Raw genomic sequence first — 18,169 nt, forward strand, 5'->3', positions numbered from 1 at the left:
GATTCCCGGCCTTGATGCGTTATAGCGACACCTCGCCCCGGTGGCGCTGATCGCAACCATCCAAGGAGACACCACCGATGTTTGACACTGCCCTCAAGCTGGATTGCGCCGGTCGCGCGCTGCGACTGGATGCGCCGCAGGTGATGGGAATCGTCAATGTCACGCCGGATTCGTTTTCCGACGGCGGCCAGCACGCCAGCTGCGACGCCGCCATCGCGCATGGTTTGAGGCTGGTCGAGCAGGGCGCTGCGGTGCTGGATATCGGTGGCGAATCCACCCGCCCCGGTGCCACGCCGGTATCGCTGGGGGAAGAGCTGCAGCGCGTGGTCCCGGTGATCCAGGCATTGGCGCAGCAGACCACTGTCCCGATCAGTGTGGATACCTACAAGCCGGAGGTGATGCGCGCGGCGGTCGCGGCCGGCGCCGGCATGATCAACGACGTGCATGCGCTGCGCTCGCCGGGGGCGCTGGATGCGGCAGCCGAATTGCGGGTGCCGGTGGTGTTGATGCATGCACGCAGCGCGCCGCATGCGATGCAGGACGCGCCGCACTATGACGACGTGGTGGCCGAGGTGCATCGCTTCCTGGCCGAGCGCATCTTCGCGGCCGAAATGGCCGGGATCGACAAGCGCCGCTTGATCCTCGACCCGGGGTTCGGCTTCGACAAGACCACCACGCACAATCTGACCGTGCTGGCGCAGTTGCAGCGCCTGCAGGAGTTCGGTCTGCCGGTGCTGGCGGGGCTGTCGCGCAAGCGCAGCATCGGTGAGTTGACCGGGCACCAGCTCGCCGCAGAGCGCGTATACGGCTCGGTCGCCGCGCATCTGATCGCCGCCCAACACGGCGCGATGTTGCTGCGGGTGCATGATGTGGCCGCCACCGTGGATGCCCTGAAGGTGTGGAGCGCGATGACGGCGATTCCGCTGCCGCGCGTGAGCGCGCCTGCGGCACCGAGCATTCGCTGGCCGGACGAGGACTGATGCCGGCCGACCGCCGCCCGCTGGCGATTGCGCTGATGGGGCCGACCGCCAGCGGCAAGACCGCGCTGGCACTGGACGCCGCGCAGCGCTGGAACGGCGAGATCGTCAGTGTCGATTCGGCGCTGGTGTATCGCGGCCTGGACATCGGCGCGGCCAAGCCGGATGCGGCGATGCGCGCGGCAGTGCCGCATCACTTGATCGATCTGCGCGAGCCCTGGCAGATCTATTCGGCGGCGGAATTCGCCAGCGATGCGCGGCAGGCGATCGAGCAGATCGTGGCGCGCGGCAAGCTGCCGATCCTGGCCGGCGGCACCGGGCTGTACTTCCGCGCCTTGCTGGAAGGGCTGTCGCAGTTGCCCGAGGCCGATCCGGCGGTGCGCGCGGCAATCGCAGCCGAAGCCGGGGAACTTGGCTGGGCGCGGATGCACGCACAACTGGCGGACGTCGACCCGGTCGCGGCGGCGCGGATCCATGCCACCGATCCGCAGCGGATCCAGCGCGCCCTGGAGGTCTACCGCATCAGCGGCAGGCCGATCAGCTACTGGCAGGCGCTGCCGTCGGGTCCCCGTTTGCCGGTGCGGGTGCTGAAGGTGGTGCTGGCGCCGCGCGAGCGCGCGGTGCTGCATGCACGCATCGAGCAGCGCCTGGACACGATGCTGGCACAGGACTTCCTGGCCGAGGTGGAACGTCTGCGGGCACTGCCGCAACTGCGTGCAGTCTCCGCGCCGCTGGATCTGCCCGCAGTGCGCGCGGTGGGGTATCGCCAGGCTTGGGAGTACCTGGATGGGGCCGGTCGCCTGGCCGACTTTCGCGACAAGGCGGTGCAGGCCACCCGTCAACTGGCCAAGCGGCAGCTCACCTGGCTGCGTGGCGAGCTCGACGCGCGCTGGTTCGACCCGGAGCATGACCGCCAACGATTGGAAACTGCACTTGTCGGCTTCCTCGGCCAACGTCCCGCTGTACGGCAGGCTTCAGGCGTGTAACATCCCGTTTCCGGGGCCGGCTGGGGATGGCAGGTGTCGACCGGGACTATAAGAACAATAATGAAGAGGAGTTTTCGATGGCTAAGGGGCAATCTTTACAGGACCCATTCCTCAACGCGCTGCGGCGCGAGCGGGTGCCGGTTTCTGTGTATCTGGTCAACGGCATCAAGCTGCAGGGCACGATCGAGTCGTTCGACCAGTTCGTGGTCCTGCTGCGCAATACCGTGAGTCAGATGGTCTACAAGCACGCCATCTCCACGGTCGTGCCGGCGCGCAATGTGCGCGTGGGACCGGGTGGTGGGTATGTGCAATCCAATGAAGGCAACCAGGCGGAAGATGACGACGTCGAGCAGTAATGGAGTAGTGCGTGTTTGATCGCTCACGCAAGGGTGAACACGCGTTGTTGATTCAGACCCACTCCGGTGGGCCTGCCGAAGAGGATGTGCTGGAGGAGTTCGCCGACCTTGCCAAGTCGGCGGGCGCCACGGTGGCGGCCACGCTCACCGCGCGCATCGACAAACCGAACCCGTCGACCTTGATCGGCAGCGGCAAGCTGGAAGAGATCAAGGCCGCCGCCGAGGCCACCGGTGCGGATCTGGTGTTGGTCAATCACACCTTGTCGCCCGGCCAGGAGCGCAATCTGGAGCGCTATCTGGAGCGGCGCGTGATCGACCGCACCGGCCTGATCCTGGACATCTTCGCGCAACGGGCACGCAGCCACGAGGGCAAGCTGCAGGTGGAGCTGGCGCAGTTGCGGCATATGGCCACCCGGCTGGTCCGCGGCTGGACCCACCTGGAACGTCAGCGCGGCGGCTCGATCGGCCTGCGCGGCCCTGGCGAAACCCAGCTGGAAACCGACCGTCGCCTGCTGCAGAAGCGGGTGGAGCAGTTGCAGCAGCGGCTGGAAAAGGTCGAGGTGCAGCGCACCCAGATGCGGCGTGCGCGCATGCGCAGCGAACTGCCGCGGATTGCGTTGGTCGGTTACACCAATGCCGGCAAATCCACGCTGTTCAACGCCTTGACCGGTGCGGAGGCCTACGTGGCCGACCAGTTGTTCGCCACGCTCGATCCCACCGTGCGCCGCATCGCGCTGCCGGGCGGCAGTGCGATCCTGGCCGACACGGTCGGCTTCGTGCGCGACCTGCCGCACCAACTGGTCGCCGCATTCCGTTCGACCTTGTCCGAGGCGCGCGACGCCGATCTGCTGTTGCATATCGTCGATGCGGCCGACCCGCTGCGCGAGGAACGCATCCAGCAGGTCGATGAGGTGTTGCATGCGGTGGGTGCGGGCGATCTGCCGCAGCTGCTGGTATTCAACAAGATCGACAAGATCGAAGGGGCGCAGGTGCGTCACGATGCGCAGGACGGCATTCCCGACCAGGCGCGGCGTGAGCGCGTGTGGGTCTCCGCGCGCGACGGACGCGGGCTGCAGGAATTGCAGCATGCGCTCGGGCAGCGACTGGACCTGCGCCATGTGACCGGGCAACTGCGGTTGCCGCCGTCGGCCGGCCGTCTGCGCTCGAAGTTGCATCAACTGGAAGTGGTGCGCGGCGAGCAGTCCGACGAGGACGGCTGGTTGCTGGAGGTCGACCTGCCGATGGTCGAGGCCGAGCGCCTGGCTGCCGGCGACGACGGTGCGCCACTGCGGGCGATGCTGCCCGATCGTCGCGAAGACTGGGAGTCGTGAGCGGCGCTGCACGGTCGGCTTGTGCCAGCCGTGCAGATTGCCGTTGTCGGGGCAGGCCGATATCTGCCGGCGGTGTGGCGATCGCGCTGGGTGACGGTGGGTTCTGTTGCTGGCGCGACCGAATGCGTGTCTGCAGCAGTCGTGCAGGCGTGAGAATGTCCGCCAGCCGCCGATATCCTTGCGATCCGGTTACCAGCGCAGCCGATGCCCGTTGCCATCGGCTGCACACCGCCACTGAACCTCGGCCACGTCGTCGCTGGCGCGGATTGGGCGCCAGCGCAGACAGGCGCGGCGAATTCGGCTAAAACGTCGGTTGCTTCTTCATGCGCCGTGCCCATGTCCATGTCCGCCGATTCCGAACTGCAGCAGCTGGCCGAACGCCTCGGTCAGCAGCTGCTTGCCGCGCGCGAGCGCCTGGTCACTGCCGAGAGCTGCACCGGTGGCTGGATCGCCAAGGCAGTCACCGATGTGGCGGGATCCTCGCACTGGTTCGATTGCGGCATGGCCGCCTACAGCTACGAGGCAAAGCAGGCCTTGCTGGGCGTGCGGCCGCAGACGCTGGAAGTGCATGGTGCGGTCAGCCGCGAAACGGTGATCGAAATGGTGTCGGGCGCGCTGGTCAATTCCGGTGCGAGCATCGCGGTGGCGGTGACCGGCATCGCCGGCCCGGGTGGCGGCAGTGAGGACAAGCCGGTCGGCACGGTATGGATCGGCTGGAAGCGGCGCGGCGGCTATGCCACTGCGCAGTTGTTCCAGTTCGCTGGTGATCGCGATGCAGTGCGGCGTCAGACCGTGGTTGCCGCGCTGCAGGGCTTGAGCGCACTGCTCTAATTCCGGCGACTCCGTCGACCGCTACGAGCTCGGCGCCAGGGCCAGCTGGCTAGGTGACAACCGTCTGCTCAATGCCGCGCTGTTCTACCAGGACTTCAGCGACTTTCAGCGCAGTCATTTCCTCGCAACCAGCTCCTGGTGGGTGCCATTCCCAGCGAGGTGTCGCGCGGCATCGATACCGAACTGCTGCGGCAGGGCGTCATCCCAGGCCTGATGCGGCAGGGCGGGCTCAGCTACACAGATATCGCGTATGGCCGCGATCCGCTGCTGCCCGGCAGTCGTGATTGTCTGGGCGCGCCGCGCACGTGTGGGGTGACCTTGCGGTTACGGGATGAAGGCTCGAAGACCTGGGCACGCCATTGCCAAGCCACCAGGATGCAAGCGTAGGCGCAACCTCGGCTAAGCCGGCAAATGTCCATGACGCGACAGGCTGGTGCAGATCGGCTACAAACAAGGTCCCGTCTTCAACCCGCATGCCGATGCTTCCGCTGTTTGCTCATGCGTTGTTTTTGTCCGTACCGTGCCGATCTGCTGGCGATGTCCCGGTGTTGCCCGATGGCCTGCGCGCATCCGGCAGGCAACCGATGCCGGAGGCGGCCGCTCGGTGCGCCATCGTGTGCGCAAGCGATCATGCCGCCCTGGCGGTTGCGCGTGGTCGTGCATGCGCAATGGGTGCGCGCAGCGACGGCACACATGCAGCGATGCACGTTAACGCCATTTGTCCTGTTGCCGCAGCGCGATCGCAGGCGGTGTGCTGATGTGGGAAGCGCTCGGCACCGTTCGGGACCTGGGGCGGCTGCAGGAAATCGCCGCGGTGCTGATCCGTTACGGATTCGGCGATGTGGTGCGGCGCATCGGGCTGGCCGACGTGCTCGAACGTGCCGGCAAGCTGCTGCACTGGCATAACGCCGAGGGCCGCCTGCGCATGTCCGCCGCGACGCGGGTGCGGCGCGCGCTCGAGGAACTCGGGCCGACCTTCGTCAAGCTGGGGCAGGTGCTGGCCACGCGTGTGGACCTGCTGCCGCCGGAGTGGATCGAGGAGCTGAGCGAGCTGCAGAACGCGGTGCCTGCGCTGCCGTTCGAACAGATCCGCCCGCAACTGGTCGCAGCCCTGGGCGCGGAGCCGGAAAGCGTGTTCGCACGCCTGGACGAGCAGCCTCTGGCTGCGGCATCGCTGGCGCAGACGCATCGCGCCTGGCTGGCCGATGGCACGCCGGTGGTATTGAAGATCCGCCGCCCCGGCATTGGCGATGTCATCGATGCGGATCTGCGCCTGTTGGCACGCCTGGCGGAAATCGTGGAAACGCGTGCCCCCGATCTCAAGCGCTATCGCCCCGCCGAGGTGGTGCAGCAGTTCACCGTCTCCCTGCGGCGTGAACTCGATTTCGCCGCCGAGTGCCGCAATGCCGAGCGCATCGCAGCCAATTTCGTCAACGACCCCCAGGTGGTGGTGCCGTCTGTCTATTGGCAGTGGACCTGCGAATCGCTCAACGTGCAGGAATTCATCGACGGCATCCCGGGGCGGGACCTGGTCGCCGTGGATGCGGCCGGCCTGGACCGCAAGGCGCTCGCACGCACCGGCGCCGGGATCGTGTTGAAGATGGTGCTGCAGGATGGCTGCTTTCACGCCGACCCGCATCCGGGCAACATTTTCTATCTGCGCGACGGGCGCATCGCCGTCATCGATTTCGGCATGGTCGGGCGCGTTTCCGAGCAGCGCCGCTTCCAGGTCGCACAACTGCTGCATGGCATGGTCAGCTACGACGCCGAAGCGGTCATCGATGTACTGCTGGAATGGGCCGGTACCAGCCTGGAGATCGATGAGTCGCGGCTGCAGCAGGATATCGGTGCCTTCGTCGACGAGTACCGCGGGGTGCCGCTGAAGGAGCTGCGCATCGGCGCGATGCTGGGCGATGTGACCTCGATCCTGCGCGATCACGGGCTGACCCTGCCGTCGGATCTGGCGCTGATGATCAAGGCGTTCCTCACGCTCGAAGGCATGGGGCGCCAGCTTGATCCGGATTTCGACATGGCCACCGAGGCGCGCCCGTATCTCGAACGCGTGGTGCTGCAGCGTTATGCGCCCAGCGCAATGCTGCGGCGCAGCCGTCGCACCGTGACCGGCGCGATCGACCTGATCGGCGATCTGCCGCGCGACCTCAAACGGCTGCTGCAGGCCGCGCGGCGCGGCAAGCTGCAACTGCAGATCGAAACGCGTGCATTGCGCGAGTTCGGCGAGCAGGTCGATCGCGCGGCCAACCGGCTCACCATGGGGATCGTGACTGCCGCGCTGGTGATCGGCTCGTCGATCGTCATGAACAGTGTCGGGGGCAGTGCCAGCCGCTGGCTGCTCGCGTTGGGCGTCGGCGGTTTCATCGGCGCAGCCATCTGCGGCGTCTGGATCCTGTTCTCCATCTGGCGCAGCCGCCGCTAAACGCGGCACGCGTGCCGACTCCGGTGGCTGACCCGTGCGTAGCGTACGACACGGCTATTGCGCAGGCGTCAGTTAGTAGTAATACTACTAACCATGGACCTGACCGATACCCAGCAAGCAATCCTGGCCTTGATCGCCGAGCGCATCGATGCCGACGGCGTACCGCCCTCGCAGACCGAGATCGCGCGCGCCTTCGGCTTCAAGGGTGTGCGCGGCGCGCAATACCATCTGGAGGCATTGGAGCAGGCCGGTGCGATCCGTCGCGTCCCCGGCCAGGCCCGCGGCATCCGTCTGGCCGGGCAGGGCGCCCAGTCGCGTACCGCGCCTGCCGCTGCAAACGAGCCGGTGCGCGATGATGTGCTGCGCCTGCCGGTGCTGGGACGCGTGGCGGCAGGCCTGCCGATCGGCGCGGATATCGGCTCGGACGACTTCGTGGTGCTGGACCGGGTGTTCTTCTCGCCGTCGCCGGACTATCTGCTCAAGGTGCAGGGTGACTCGATGCGCGACGAAGGCATTTTCAACGGCGACCTGATCGGAGTGCACCGCACCCGCGACGCGCGTTCGGGGCAGATCGTGGTGGCGCGCATCGATGAGGAGATCACGGTCAAGCTGTTGAAGATCGGCAAGGACCGCATCCGCCTGCTGCCGCGCAACCCGGACTACGCGCCGATCGAAGTGTTGCCGGATCAGGATTTCGCGATCGAGGGCCTGTACTGCGGGCTGTTGAGGCCGAATCGTTGAGTACTGCGCCGATGGCCTCACTGGCGTTATCCCGAGCCGGTGCCGCAGGATTTCCCGCTGCCATCGCCATGGCCGCCTCCCTAATCTGAGTGTGTCGCAGCCAGTCTCAGCCTGTGCGATACACCGCCGTTACATTCGCCCTACACCGAAATCACTGACAAGGATCACCCAGATGGATGAGAACAAGAAGCGCGCCCTTTCCGCCGCACTGAGCCAGATCGAGAAGCAATTCGGCAAGGGCTCGGTGATGCGCATGGGCGACCGTGTGATCGAGGCCGTCGAAGTCATTCCGACCGGCTCGCTGATGTTGGACATCGCACTGGGGATCGGCGGCCTGCCCAAGGGCCGCGTGGTGGAGATCTATGGTCCGGAATCGTCGGGCAAGACCACCCTGACCCTGCAGGCGATTGCCGAATGCCAGAAGAAGGGCGGCACCGCTGCCTTCATCGACGCCGAGCATGCGTTGGACCCGATCTACGCCGCCAAGCTGGGCGTCAATGTCGACGACCTGCTGCTGTCGCAGCCGGACACCGGCGAACAGGCGCTGGAAATCGCCGACATGCTGGTGCGTTCCGGTTCGGTGGACATCGTGGTGGTCGACTCGGTCGCCGCGCTGACTCCGAAGGCGGAAATCGAAGGCGAAATGGGTGACCAGCTGCCGGGCCTGCAGGCCCGCCTGATGAGCCAGGCGCTGCGCAAGCTGACCGGCAATATCAAGCGTTCCAACACGCTGGTGGTCTTCATCAACCAGCTGCGCCACAAGATCGGCGTGATGATGCCGGGCCAGAGCCCGGAAGTGACCACCGGCGGCAATGCGCTGAAGTTCTACGCATCGGTCCGTCTGGATATCCGTCGTATCGGCGCGATCAAGAAGGGCGACGAAATCATCGGCAACCAGACCAAGATCAAGGTGGTCAAGAACAAGCTGGCGCCCCCGTTCAAGCAGGTCGTGACCGAAATCCTCTACGGTGAAGGCATCAGCCGCGAGGGTGAGCTGATCGACATGGGCGTGGAAGCCAAGCTGGTCGAGAAGGCCGGCGCCTGGTACAGCTACGGCGAAGAACGCATCGGGCAGGGCAAGGACAACGCGCGTGGCTATCTGCGCGACAACCCGCAGGTTGCAGTGCGGCTGGAAGCCGAGCTGCGTGAGAAGTTCCAGCCGGCCGAAGCGCCACGCGAAGCCGGCGACGACGTCGAGAAGGAATAACAGCAGCCAGGCAGTGCGAGCCCAGCCGTCATCAGGCAGGTGTCTCGGCAGCAGCGCGAACCGGGACGTCCGCGTGGGGCCACCCCGGTTCTGCCTACCGGCCGCGTCCGCCTGATGGCAGAACGGCAGCACTGACGGCTGTGGCAGGTTTTCTATCGCGGGGACGGCGGAGTCAGTGCCGTCGCTTCCCGCGGTAGATCTATTGAAGGCCAGGAGGGCAGGCGCCACGGACGGCGCATTGATGCTGTGTGGTTTTGGTACTCGGGACACCCACGATGGACGAGCAACAGCCCGCGCCAAAGCGGGGACGCCGGTTCAAGGAGCAGACGCCGGTACAACGCGCACTGGGATTGCTGGTGCGGCGTGAGCATTCGCGCAAGGAATTGAATCGCAAGCTGCTGGCACGCGGTATCGAGCCGGACGCTGCACAGGCGGCCGTGGAGCGCCTGGCTGAGGAGGGGTGGCAGGACGACACCCGTTTTGCGGCCTCGGTCGTACGCAATCGTGCAGGTTCGGGCTACGGTCCACTGCATATTCGCGCCGAGCTCGGAACTCACGGCCTGGACAGCGATGCCATCAGCGCCGCAATGGCGACGTTTGAGGGCGACTGGACCGAAAACGCGCGCGACCTGATCCGCCGTCGCTTCGGCGAGGAAGGGCCTACCGATCTCCCGCAGCGGCGCAAGGCCGCCGATCTGCTGGCACGGCGTGGTTTCGATGGCAACAGCATTCGCAGCGCCACGCGCTTCGACCTTGAGGACTGAGGGCGTCAGGCCTGCTACCCTTCGTGGTTTCAGGTTGTTCCGCTCATCTGCGCCCACATCTCATTGGGTGACCGGGACTGCCGCCCGCCCAATGCCAGCACATGAACGCATCCGCCAAATTCAGCACTTCCCAGATCCGTAGTGACTTCCTCGCGTTCTTCGAGGGGAAGGGCCACACCATCGTGCCATCCGCGCCGCTGGTGCCGGGCAACGACCCGACCTTGCTGTTCACCAACTCCGGCATGGTCCAGTTCAAGGACGTCTTCCTCGGCGCGGAGAAGCGTAGCTACGTGCGCGCGGCCGACGTACAGCGCTGCCTGCGTGCCGGCGGCAAGCACAACGATCTGGATTCGGTGGGCTACACCGCGCGCCATCACACCTTCTTCGAGATGCTGGGCAACTGGTCGTTCGGCGATTACTTCAAGAAGGACGCCATCAGCTGGGCCTGGGAGCTGCTGACCCAGGTCTGGAAGCTGCCGGCGGAGCGGTTGCTGGTCACCGTCTATCACACCGACGAAGAAGCCTTCGCGCTGTGGCGCGACATGATCGGCATTCCGGAAAGCCGCATCGTGCGCATCGGCGACAACAAGGGTGCGCCGTACGCGTCGGACAACTTCTGGCAGATGGCCGATACCGGCCCGTGCGGCCCCTGCACCGAGATCTTCTTTGATCATGGCGACCACATCGCCGGTGGCCCCCCGGGCTCCCCGGACGAGGATGGCGACCGCTTCATCGAGATCTGGAACCTGGTGTTCATGCAGTTCGATCGCCAGCCCGACGGCACCCTGGTGCCGTTGCCGGCCCCGTGCGTGGATACCGGCATGGGCCTGGAGCGCCTGGCTGCGATCCTGCAGCACGTGCATACCAACTACGAGATCGATCTGTTCCAGGCCTTGATCGGCAAGGCCAGCGCGCTGACCGGCGTCACCGATCTGGAGAACAAGTCGCTGCGGGTGATCGCCGATCACATCCGCGCCTGTTCGTTCCTGATCGTCGACGGTGTGCTGCCGTCCAACGAAGGCCGCGGCTATGTGCTGCGCCGGATCATCCGGCGTGCGCTGCGCCACGGCTGGATGCTGGGGGTACGCCAGCCGTTCTTCAGCAAGATGGTGCCGACCCTGGTCGAGCTGATGGGCGAGGCCTATCCCGAACTGGTGGTCGCGCGGGAGACCGTCGCGCGCGCACTGCTGGCCGAAGAAGAGCGTTTTGCCGAGACGCTGGACGCCGGCATGAAGATCTTCGACGACGTTGCTGCGCGCTCGCAGGAAGTGATTCCCGGCGCCGATGCGTTCCGCCTTTTCGATACCTACGGGTTCCCGGTCGATCTGACCTCCGACATCGCACGCGAGCGCGGCTTGCGCGTGGACATGGAGGGCTTCGAGTTCGCCATGGAGCGTCAGCGCGAGACCGCGCGTGCCGCCGGCAAGTTCGGTGGCGGCGTCGCATTGCCGGCCGATCTGGTCGCCACCATGTCGCCGACGGTGTTTCTGGGCTACGAGGCCTACGATGCCGATGCACTCAAGGTCGTGGCGTTACTCAAGCAGGGCCGTCCAGTTGAACGCGCGGAAGCCGGCGACGAGGTCATCGTGTTCACCGACCGCACGCCGTTCTATGCCGAGTCCGGTGGTCAAGTCGGCGATAGCGGCCAGCTGAGCGGTAGCGATGTCTCCATCGAGATCACTGACACCCAGAAGTTTGCCGGTCAGTTCCATGGCCATGTCGGGCGCATCACCGAGGGTGCGCTGGCATTGGGCGATCTGCTGGCAGGCGGCATCGACGTGCAGCGTCGCGGCAAGACCATCCTCAACCACTCGGCCACGCATCTGCTGCATGCGGCCCTGCGCGAGGTGCTGGGCACCCACGTGCAGCAGAAGGGCTCGCTGGTTGCACCGGACCGCTTGCGGTTCGACTTCTCGCACTTCCAGCCGATCACGCCCGAAGAGCTCGCCGTGATCGAACGCAAGGTCAACGCCGAGGTGCGCACCAACCACAGCGTGGAAGTGCACAACATGGCCATGCAGGAGGCGCTGGATTTCGGCGCGATGGCGCTGTTCGGCGAAAAGTACGGCGAGAACGTGCGTGTGCTGAAGATGGGCGGTTATTCCACCGAGCTCTGCGGCGGCACCCATGTCACCCGCACCGGCGACATCGGCTTGTTCAAGATCACCTCCGAGGGCGGTGTGTCCTCGGGTGTGCGTCGCATCGAGGCGGTGACCGGGCAGGGCGCGCTGGACCATGTCGCCGATGAGGAACGACGTCTGCTTGAGGCGGCCAGCCTGCTCGGCGGCAATGCCACCGAGGTGGTCGACAAGGTTCGCGCGCTCACCGAACGTCAGAAGCGGCTTGAGCGTGAGCTGGAGTCGCTCAAGGCCAAGCTGGCCTCCGGCGCAACTGCAGACCTGGGTTCCAGCGCGGTCGATGTGGCAGGCGTCAAGGTGGTCGCCGTGCGTCTGGAGGGCTTCGATGCCAAGGCGTTGCGCGATGCGATGGATCGCCTCAAGCAGCAGTTGGGCGATTCGGTCATCGTGTTGGCAGGCGCGGCTGCCGGCAAGGTTGCGCTCGTTGCCGGCGTGAACGGCAGCCCAACTGGCAAGGTGAAGGCGGGGGAACTCCTCGGGCATATCGCCAGTCAGATCGGAGGCAAGGGCGGTGGTCGTCCGGATCTCGCCCAGGGTGGTGGCGAGGATGGTCCCGCCCTTGCGACCGCGCTGGAAGGCGTGCCCTCCTGGGTCAAGCAACACTTGGGCTGAACACTTGTCCTGGTATGCCTTGCTGCTTGGCAGGGTGTCCCGCTACCATTTCCGGTCTATTCCCTTTACCTAGGGCGCGCCTCGTCAGTCGGCCGCCGATGCTGGTGGGAAACCCACCGGTTCCAGGAGATTTGCAAAATGTTGATCCTCACTCGCCGGGTAGGCGAAACCTTGATGATCGGCGACTCGGTCACTGTGACCGTACTCGGCGTCAAGGGTAATCAGGTGCGTATCGGCATCACCGCACCGAAAGATGTTGCTGTACACCGCGAGGAAATCTATCAGCGGATCCAGCGTGGGGATGAGCCGGTCGCTTCCGGTGCGCATCAAGGCGACGATTCTTCGAATTGATCGTCATAAAGGGTTTACGTTAGCCCCTCTTACCCGGTATTCTTCGCGGCCTGCAACGGACACCGCGGCAGGACGCAAAAACTGGAGCGATGCCCGAGCGGCTGAAGGGGCTCCCCTGCTAAGGGAGTATAGGGTCAAAAGCTCTATCGAGGGTTCGAATCCCTCTCGCTCCGCCAGTGTTTCAAACGCCCGCAAATCCCTGATTTGCGGGCGTTTTCATTTGTGCCGGCAGGTCAGTGACGGTCTGCAGTGGCATCGCTGGCGCCACGCTGGTGGCTGTGCCGGCCTCAGCATCTGAATTGCCACGAACGCGCTGCATGCAGCGATTCAAGTAAGCCGGGCACGGGTCGCTAAGGCTGTGACACCTCTCTCGGATCTCACCCCGATGCGCCTACCGCCTCTGCTTGGACGCCTGTTTTCTTCCCGGAGCCGTGGGCTGCAGCACAAGGCCGATGCGGTGGACCGGGTGATGGCGGTGATCGAGTTCGATCTTGATGGCCGCATCCTGCATGCGAACCAGAATTTCCTGTCGCTGATGGGCTACCGGCTCGACGAAGTTGTCGGTCAGCATCACCGCATGTTCGTGACCCCCAGCGACCGCGACAGCGAAAGCTATCAGCAGTTCTGGCAGGCGCTGCGTCGTGGCGACTTCAACGCCGGGCGATTCTGCCGGCTGGACAAGAACGGGCGCGAGGTATGGATCAACGCTTCCTACAATCCGTTGCTGGATCGTGCAGGCAAGGCCTATCGGGTGGTCAAGTACGCCACCGACATCACCACGCAGGTGCGCCAGACCGCCGACTTCGAGGGCCGCATCGATGCGATCGACAAGGTCATGGCGGTCATTGAGTTTTCGCTGGATGGCACGGTGCTCGATGCCAACGAGAATTTCCTTGCGGTGATGGGCTACCGGCTCGATGAGATTCGCGGCAAGCACCATGGCATGTTCGTGGACGCGCAAACGCGTCAGTCGGCGGCCTATCGCGCGTTCTGGGAGAAGCTGGGACGCGGCGCGTTCGACGCGGGGCGCTACAAGCGCCTCAACAAGGACGGCAGCGAGGTGTGGATCCAGGCGTCCTACAACCCGGTGCTCGACGAGCACGGGCGGCCGTACAAGGTGGTCAAGTACGCCACCGACGTGACCCGTCAGGTGATCGATTCGGCCGACGCCGATGGTCGCATCCAGGCCATCGACAAGGTGATGGGCGTGATCGAGTTCGATCTGGAAGGGCACGTGTTGAGTGCCAACGACAACTTCCTGGCCATTTTGGGGTACTCCGCCGAGGAGGCGATCGGCCAGCATCACCGCATCTTCGTGGACGCAAACTACGGTGGCTCCGAAGACTATCGGCATTTCTGGGCGAAGCTGGCGCGTGGGCAGTTCGACGCGGGCCGCTACCGTCGGCTGCGCAAGGACGGCAGTCCGGTGTGGATCCAGGCGTCCTATAACCCGATCCTGGATGTGTCCGGTCGTCCGTACAAGGTGGTCAAGTACGCCACCGATGTCACCGATCAGGTGCGCTCGGCCGAGCGCATGCGTCAGTTGATGCAGCAGACCATGAGCATTGCGCAGAACGTGCAGCGCGAGGCGCACCATATTTCGGTCAGCAACCAGGACCTGGTGAGCCGCTCGTCAACGCAGTCGGCAGCCGTGGCGCAGACCTCGACCACCATTGATCAGCTGGCAGAGACCGTACGCAGCAATTCCGACAGTGCCGGCTCGGCGCAGCGCATGGCCGAGGCATCGGCCGATGTTGCCCGACGCGGCGCTACCGTCATCGCCGACATGGTCAAGACCACGGCCGGCATACGCTCGGCTACCGATCGTATCGGCCAGATCATCGAGGTGATCGACGGCATCGCGTTCCAGACCAATATCCTGGCCTTGAATGCGGCCGTGGAAGCGGCACACGCTGGCGAGCAGGGGCGTGGATTTGCCGTGGTGGCGACCGAGGTGCGGAGCCTGGCGCAGCGCTGCAGTGTCTCGGCGAAGGAAATTCGGGGCTTGATCGACAATGCAGCCGACCAGGTGGGCGATGGTTCGCGCCTGGCCGAGCAGGCCGGGGCGGTGATGCAGGACATGGTCAGCTCGGTGCTGCGGGTCACCGCGACCGTGGAGCAGATTGCCGCTGCCAGTCAGGAGCAGGCGCGGGACATTTCCACCGCCAACACCGCGCTGCAATCGATCGGTGTGCAGGCGCGCGACCAGGCGCAGATGGTCGACGATCTGGCGCGCTCGGCGCGTGTGCTGGAAGCCGATGCCGATGCGCTGTTTGCGCTGGTCAATGGCGACAGCGATGGCGCGGCGGAGGCGGCTGCCGTGCGCAGCGAACCCGCGAGCAAGTCGCTTGTCAGGCCTGCCAAGCCGCAGGCGGCATGATCCCGCGCAGAGTGCTGCGCGGGATTGTCGATGCGCGGCGTCGTCGCAGCTGCCCTGCAAGCAGAGGTGCCTGAGCACAAAAAAAGCCCGCCGGAAGCGGGCTTTTTGATATCGGCCGATCCCCAGTGCGCAGCGTGCCGCCTGGTCTGCGGCACGCCATACGCTGAGCTGGTGGCGCTTACCTCGGCAGATCGAACACCAGCACTTCCGCATCGCGTGCATCGGCCAGCACGATCTCCGGCTCGCCGGTGATCTGCAACGCATCGCCGGCCGACAGCGCCTGGCCATTGACGCTCAGGCTGCCGCGCGCCACCTGGACGTAGCCGATGCGGCCCTCGGCCAGTGGCTGCTGCAGACGCACCTCGCCGTCGAGGATCGAGGCATACAGGCGCGCGTCCTGATGCAGGCGCAGCGAGCCGTGCTCGCCGCCGGGCGAGGCGATCAGGCGCAGCTGGTTGCGCTTGCTGTCGGCATCGAAATGCTTCTCCTCGTAGCTGGGCTCGATGCCGCTGCGCTCGGGCATCACCCAGATCTGCAGGAAGTGCACCGGTTCGCTGGCGGAGTGATTGAACTCGCTGTGGGTAACGCCGCTGCCGGCGCTCATGCGCTGCACATCGCCGTAGTGCAGGACCGAGCCGGTGCCCATGCTGTCCTTGTGCTCCAGTGCGCCACCCAGCACGTAGGAAATGATCTCCATGTCGCGGTGGGCATGGGTGCCGAAGCCTTCGCCCGGGGTCACCTTGTCTTCGTTGATCACCCGCAGCGGGCCGATGCCCATGTGGCGCGGGTCGTGGTAACTGGCGAAGGAGAAGGTATGGCGCGAGGACAGCCAGCCATGTTCGGCGCGGCCACGGGTTTCGCTCTTGCGGACATTCAACATGCTGCTTCTCCTTGAAAGGGTTGGTGTCGCCAGGGAATGAGTCGGTGTCCCGGCGGCTTGATGGCTAGTCTCTACCTCCGCGCCGGCGCCAAAAAGCGAGTAGATTTGGTCGCTACCATCGAAAAAATCGAACAATGAAAATCAGCCTGGAAGCACTGCAGATTCTGGATGCGATCGACCGCCGCGGCTCGTTCGCGGCTGCGGCCAAGGTGTTGTTCAAGGTGCCGTCGACGATTTCCTACACGGTCTCCAAGCTGGAGGACGATCTGGGCGTGCAGCTGTTCGAGCGGGTCGGGCCGAAGGCGACACCGACCCAGGCCGGGCGCGAACTGCTGCGCGAAGGGCGGCAGCTGCTGCGGGCCGCGCAGGAGCTGGAGGTGCGGGTGCGGCGGGTGGCGTCGGGCTGGGAGTCGGACTTCGCGATCGGGCTGGATGCGATCCTGCCGGTGGCCTTGCTGCAGGCGCAGATCCTGGACTTCTACACGGTGGCCGACAGCACCCGCCTGCGCGTGGTGAGCGAATCCTTGTCCGGCAGCTGGGAGGCGCTGCTGGATCGGCGCGTGGACCTGATCGTGGCGGCGGGCGAGGGGCCGAGCGGTGGCGGCTATGTCGCCGAGACGATCGGCACGCTGGGCTTCGTGTTCGCGGTGGCCTCCACGCATCCGCTGGCGGGCACCGGCCTGCTGGGCGCGGCCGAGCTGGCCGAACACCGTGCGATCGCGGTGGCGGATTCGGCGCGGCGTCTGCTGCCACGCACGGTGGGCCTACTCTCCGCGCGCGATGTGCTCACCGTGCCGGACATGCAGGCCAAGCTGCAGTTGCAGCTGGCCGGTGCCGGCTACGGTTTTCTGCCCGAGCCGTATGCGCGCGGCGCGCTGCAGGACGGGCGGCTGTGTGCGCTGCAGGTGGAGCCCCGTAAACCCGATGAAACCTTCTACCTGGCGTGGCGGCCGGGCGAGGAGGGCGAGGCACTGGGTTGGTGGCGGCGCGCACTGCGCCGCGATGGACTGTTCGATGGCTGGTTGCAGTCGCTTGCCGAAACGTATCGTTCCGTCGCCGGCGGGCAGCCGCGCGTGTGAGGAAGGGCGGATAATGGGCCCTCGCCGTCGCGCAGGGTCGCCGCATGCAAGGCTTGATCGAACAGTACGGATTGGCGCTGGTCTTTGCCAACGTGCTGGCGTTGTCGCTGGGCCTGCCGGTGCCGGCGCTGCCGACCCTGGTGCTGGTTGGTGCCGGCTACGCGCTGCAGGGCGGGAGCGACGCCTGGCTGGCCGGATTGCTGGCGTTGGCTGTGTCGGTGCTGGCAAGTCTGCTCGGTGACCTGGCCTGGTATCTGGCAGGCCGCCGTTTCGGCAACCGCACCCTGCAGTCGCTGTGCCGGCTGTCGCTGTCGCGCGATACCTGCATGAAGAAGACCGAGCGGTTCTTCTCGCGCTGGGGTGTGCGGGTATTGGCGGTGGCCAAGTTCGTGCCCGGTCTGTCGATGGTCTCGGTGCCGATGGCCGGTGCGATGCGGGTGCGCCCGGCGGCATTCCTGCGCTACGACGCCCTGGGTGCGTCGCTGTGGGCGTTCGTCGGGCTGAGCCTGGGCGCGCTGTTCGCGCATCAGGTCCAGGACGTGCTCGCGTTGCTGTCGGATCTGGGTTCTGGTGCGGTGGTCGTGCTGGCCGTGTTGCTGGCCTGCTACGTCGGCTGGCGTTGGTGGCGGCGGCATGCTTTGCTGCGCTCGCTGGAGCACGCGCGTATTGCGGTGGACGAACTGGTGCCGTTGCTGGATGGCGACGAAGCGCTACGGCCGACGGTATTGGATATCCGTGCGCCGGGCCATCGCGATCTGCAGCCGTACACGATTCCCGGCGCGGTGTTTGCCGACGAGCGGCAGCTCGCGCAGATCCTGGCCAGCGTGCCGCGCGATCGCAGCGTGGTGATTTATTGCGCGTGTCCGGACGAGGTGTCGGCGGCGTGGTTGGCCGGTCGGATGCGCGAGCGCGGATATGGCGACGTGCGGCCGTTGCTGGGTGGGCTGGATGCATGGCGCGACGCCGGGCATCCGGTGACCTCGCTGCTGCCGGTGGCGGTGGTTGCCCGTACCAATGATGTGCTGGGCGCAGTGGCCTGACCGCAGTGACGCGATGTCCTGCGGCGGGCGTGCTGGTCTTTGGCAGTTGCTGCGTCGCGTTC

The 18,169-nt window shown here is 65.8% G+C and carries 16 protein-coding genes and 1 tRNA gene; 16 read left to right on the forward strand and 1 reads right to left on the reverse strand.

Annotated features, from left to right (window positions below; all coding sequences use genetic code 11):
* Nucleotides 1-77: 77 nt before the first annotated feature.
* From folP to AC1PLS_RS09085, 14 genes are all read left to right on the forward strand, one after another.
* Complete coding sequence (folP, locus tag AC1PLS_RS09020; protein WP_481104410.1) at nucleotides 78-980, forward strand: dihydropteroate synthase; 903 nt, start codon at nucleotides 78-80, stop codon at nucleotides 978-980.
* Nucleotides 980-1,963 carry a tRNA (adenosine(37)-N6)-dimethylallyltransferase MiaA gene (gene miaA, locus AC1PLS_RS09025; RefSeq protein ID WP_126965841.1) on the forward strand — a complete coding sequence of 328 codons (984 nt, stop codon included), beginning with the start codon at nucleotides 980-982 and terminating at the stop codon, nucleotides 1,961-1,963. Before folP ends, miaA begins: the two co-directional genes overlap by 1 nt.
* 77 nt (nucleotides 1,964-2,040) lie before the next feature.
* Complete coding sequence (gene hfq / locus AC1PLS_RS09030) at nucleotides 2,041-2,319, forward strand: RNA chaperone Hfq (protein ID WP_005915027.1); 279 nt, start codon at nucleotides 2,041-2,043, stop codon at nucleotides 2,317-2,319.
* 11 nt (nucleotides 2,320-2,330) lie between these two features.
* Entirely contained in the window at nucleotides 2,331-3,650 is a 1,320-nt protein-coding gene (hflX, locus tag AC1PLS_RS09035; RefSeq protein WP_024939578.1) for a ribosome rescue GTPase HflX, read from the forward strand.
* A 336-nt stretch (nucleotides 3,651-3,986) separates the two neighbouring features.
* Complete coding sequence (locus tag AC1PLS_RS09040) at nucleotides 3,987-4,481, forward strand: CinA family protein (RefSeq protein ID WP_039515969.1); 495 nt, start codon at nucleotides 3,987-3,989, stop codon at nucleotides 4,479-4,481.
* A 138-nt stretch (nucleotides 4,482-4,619) separates the two neighbouring features.
* Nucleotides 4,620-4,868, forward strand: a complete 249-nt coding sequence (locus tag AC1PLS_RS09045) for a hypothetical protein (protein WP_184434284.1) — start codon at nucleotides 4,620-4,622, stop codon at nucleotides 4,866-4,868.
* Nucleotides 4,869-5,238: 370 nt separating this feature from the next.
* Nucleotides 5,239-6,915, forward strand: coding sequence for a 2-polyprenylphenol 6-hydroxylase (gene ubiB, locus AC1PLS_RS09050; protein ID WP_024939581.1), 1,677 nt, complete (start codon nucleotides 5,239-5,241; stop codon nucleotides 6,913-6,915).
* 93 nt (nucleotides 6,916-7,008) lie between these two features.
* Nucleotides 7,009-7,656 (forward strand): transcriptional repressor LexA, encoded by a 648-nt coding sequence (gene lexA / locus AC1PLS_RS09055; RefSeq protein WP_184434287.1) that lies wholly within the window; start codon nucleotides 7,009-7,011, stop codon nucleotides 7,654-7,656.
* Nucleotides 7,657-7,828: 172 nt separating this feature from the next.
* Entirely contained in the window at nucleotides 7,829-8,863 is a 1,035-nt protein-coding gene (gene recA, locus AC1PLS_RS09060; RefSeq protein ID WP_016904265.1) for a recombinase RecA, read from the forward strand.
* A gap of 275 nt (nucleotides 8,864-9,138) precedes the next feature.
* Complete coding sequence (gene recX / locus AC1PLS_RS09065) at nucleotides 9,139-9,627, forward strand: recombination regulator RecX (protein WP_024939583.1); 489 nt, start codon at nucleotides 9,139-9,141, stop codon at nucleotides 9,625-9,627.
* 101 nt (nucleotides 9,628-9,728) lie between these two features.
* Complete coding sequence (alaS, locus tag AC1PLS_RS09070) at nucleotides 9,729-12,377, forward strand: alanine--tRNA ligase (RefSeq protein ID WP_481104411.1); 2,649 nt, start codon at nucleotides 9,729-9,731, stop codon at nucleotides 12,375-12,377.
* Nucleotides 12,378-12,515: 138 nt separating this feature from the next.
* Complete coding sequence (gene csrA, locus AC1PLS_RS09075) at nucleotides 12,516-12,728, forward strand: carbon storage regulator CsrA (protein WP_024939585.1); 213 nt, start codon at nucleotides 12,516-12,518, stop codon at nucleotides 12,726-12,728.
* An 83-nt stretch (nucleotides 12,729-12,811) separates the two neighbouring features.
* Nucleotides 12,812-12,904, forward strand: a tRNA-Ser gene (locus AC1PLS_RS09080).
* A gap of 236 nt (nucleotides 12,905-13,140) precedes the next feature.
* Entirely contained in the window at nucleotides 13,141-15,108 is a 1,968-nt protein-coding gene (locus AC1PLS_RS09085) for a methyl-accepting chemotaxis protein (RefSeq protein ID WP_184434435.1), read from the forward strand.
* 178 nt (nucleotides 15,109-15,286) lie between these two features.
* Here the strand turns inward: AC1PLS_RS09085 and AC1PLS_RS09090 are convergent, their stop codons facing one another.
* Nucleotides 15,287-15,988, reverse strand: a complete 702-nt coding sequence (locus AC1PLS_RS09090; RefSeq protein ID WP_184434293.1) for a pirin family protein — start codon at nucleotides 15,986-15,988, stop codon at nucleotides 15,287-15,289.
* A gap of 134 nt (nucleotides 15,989-16,122) precedes the next feature.
* On the opposite strand from AC1PLS_RS09090, the gene AC1PLS_RS09095 reads away from it, so the two are divergent.
* Nucleotides 16,123-17,067: a LysR family transcriptional regulator gene (locus tag AC1PLS_RS09095; RefSeq protein WP_184434296.1), complete on the forward strand. Its 945-nt coding sequence runs from the start codon at nucleotides 16,123-16,125 to the stop codon at nucleotides 17,065-17,067.
* Nucleotides 17,068-17,111: 44 nt separating this feature from the next.
* Nucleotides 17,112-18,107, forward strand: a complete 996-nt coding sequence (locus AC1PLS_RS09100; RefSeq protein ID WP_184434299.1) for a DedA family protein/thiosulfate sulfurtransferase GlpE — start codon at nucleotides 17,112-17,114, stop codon at nucleotides 18,105-18,107.
* The last annotated feature ends 62 nt before the right edge of the window (nucleotides 18,108-18,169 follow it).

Source organism: Xanthomonas sp. NCPPB 3218 (genome assembly GCF_056725185.1).

Excerpts from the sequence above, each read along its gene's own strand:
- ubiB (WP_024939581.1), top strand. The coding sequence starts at position 5,239 with ATGTGGGAAGCGCTCGGCACCGTTCGGGACCTGGGGCGGCTGCAGGAA.
- alaS (WP_481104411.1), top strand. The coding sequence starts at position 9,729 with ATGAACGCATCCGCCAAATTCAGCACTTCCCAGATCCGTAGTGACTTC.
- folP (WP_481104410.1), top strand. The coding sequence starts at position 78 with ATGTTTGACACTGCCCTCAAGCTGGATTGCGCCGGTCGCGCGCTGCGA.
- recA (WP_016904265.1), top strand. The coding sequence starts at position 7,829 with ATGGATGAGAACAAGAAGCGCGCCCTTTCCGCCGCACTGAGCCAGATC.
- hfq (WP_005915027.1), top strand. The coding sequence starts at position 2,041 with ATGGCTAAGGGGCAATCTTTACAGGACCCATTCCTCAACGCGCTGCGG.
- AC1PLS_RS09100 (WP_184434299.1), top strand. The coding sequence starts at position 17,112 with ATGCAAGGCTTGATCGAACAGTACGGATTGGCGCTGGTCTTTGCCAAC.
- AC1PLS_RS09095 (WP_184434296.1), top strand. The coding sequence starts at position 16,123 with ATGAAAATCAGCCTGGAAGCACTGCAGATTCTGGATGCGATCGACCGC.
- recX (WP_024939583.1), top strand. The coding sequence starts at position 9,139 with ATGGACGAGCAACAGCCCGCGCCAAAGCGGGGACGCCGGTTCAAGGAG.
- lexA (WP_184434287.1), top strand. The coding sequence starts at position 7,009 with ATGGACCTGACCGATACCCAGCAAGCAATCCTGGCCTTGATCGCCGAG.
- AC1PLS_RS09090 (WP_184434293.1), bottom strand. The coding sequence starts at position 15,988 with ATGTTGAATGTCCGCAAGAGCGAAACCCGTGGCCGCGCCGAACATGGC.
- AC1PLS_RS09040 (WP_039515969.1), top strand. The coding sequence starts at position 3,987 with ATGTCCATGTCCGCCGATTCCGAACTGCAGCAGCTGGCCGAACGCCTC.
- csrA (WP_024939585.1), top strand. The coding sequence starts at position 12,516 with ATGTTGATCCTCACTCGCCGGGTAGGCGAAACCTTGATGATCGGCGAC.
- miaA (WP_126965841.1), top strand. The coding sequence starts at position 980 with ATGCCGGCCGACCGCCGCCCGCTGGCGATTGCGCTGATGGGGCCGACC.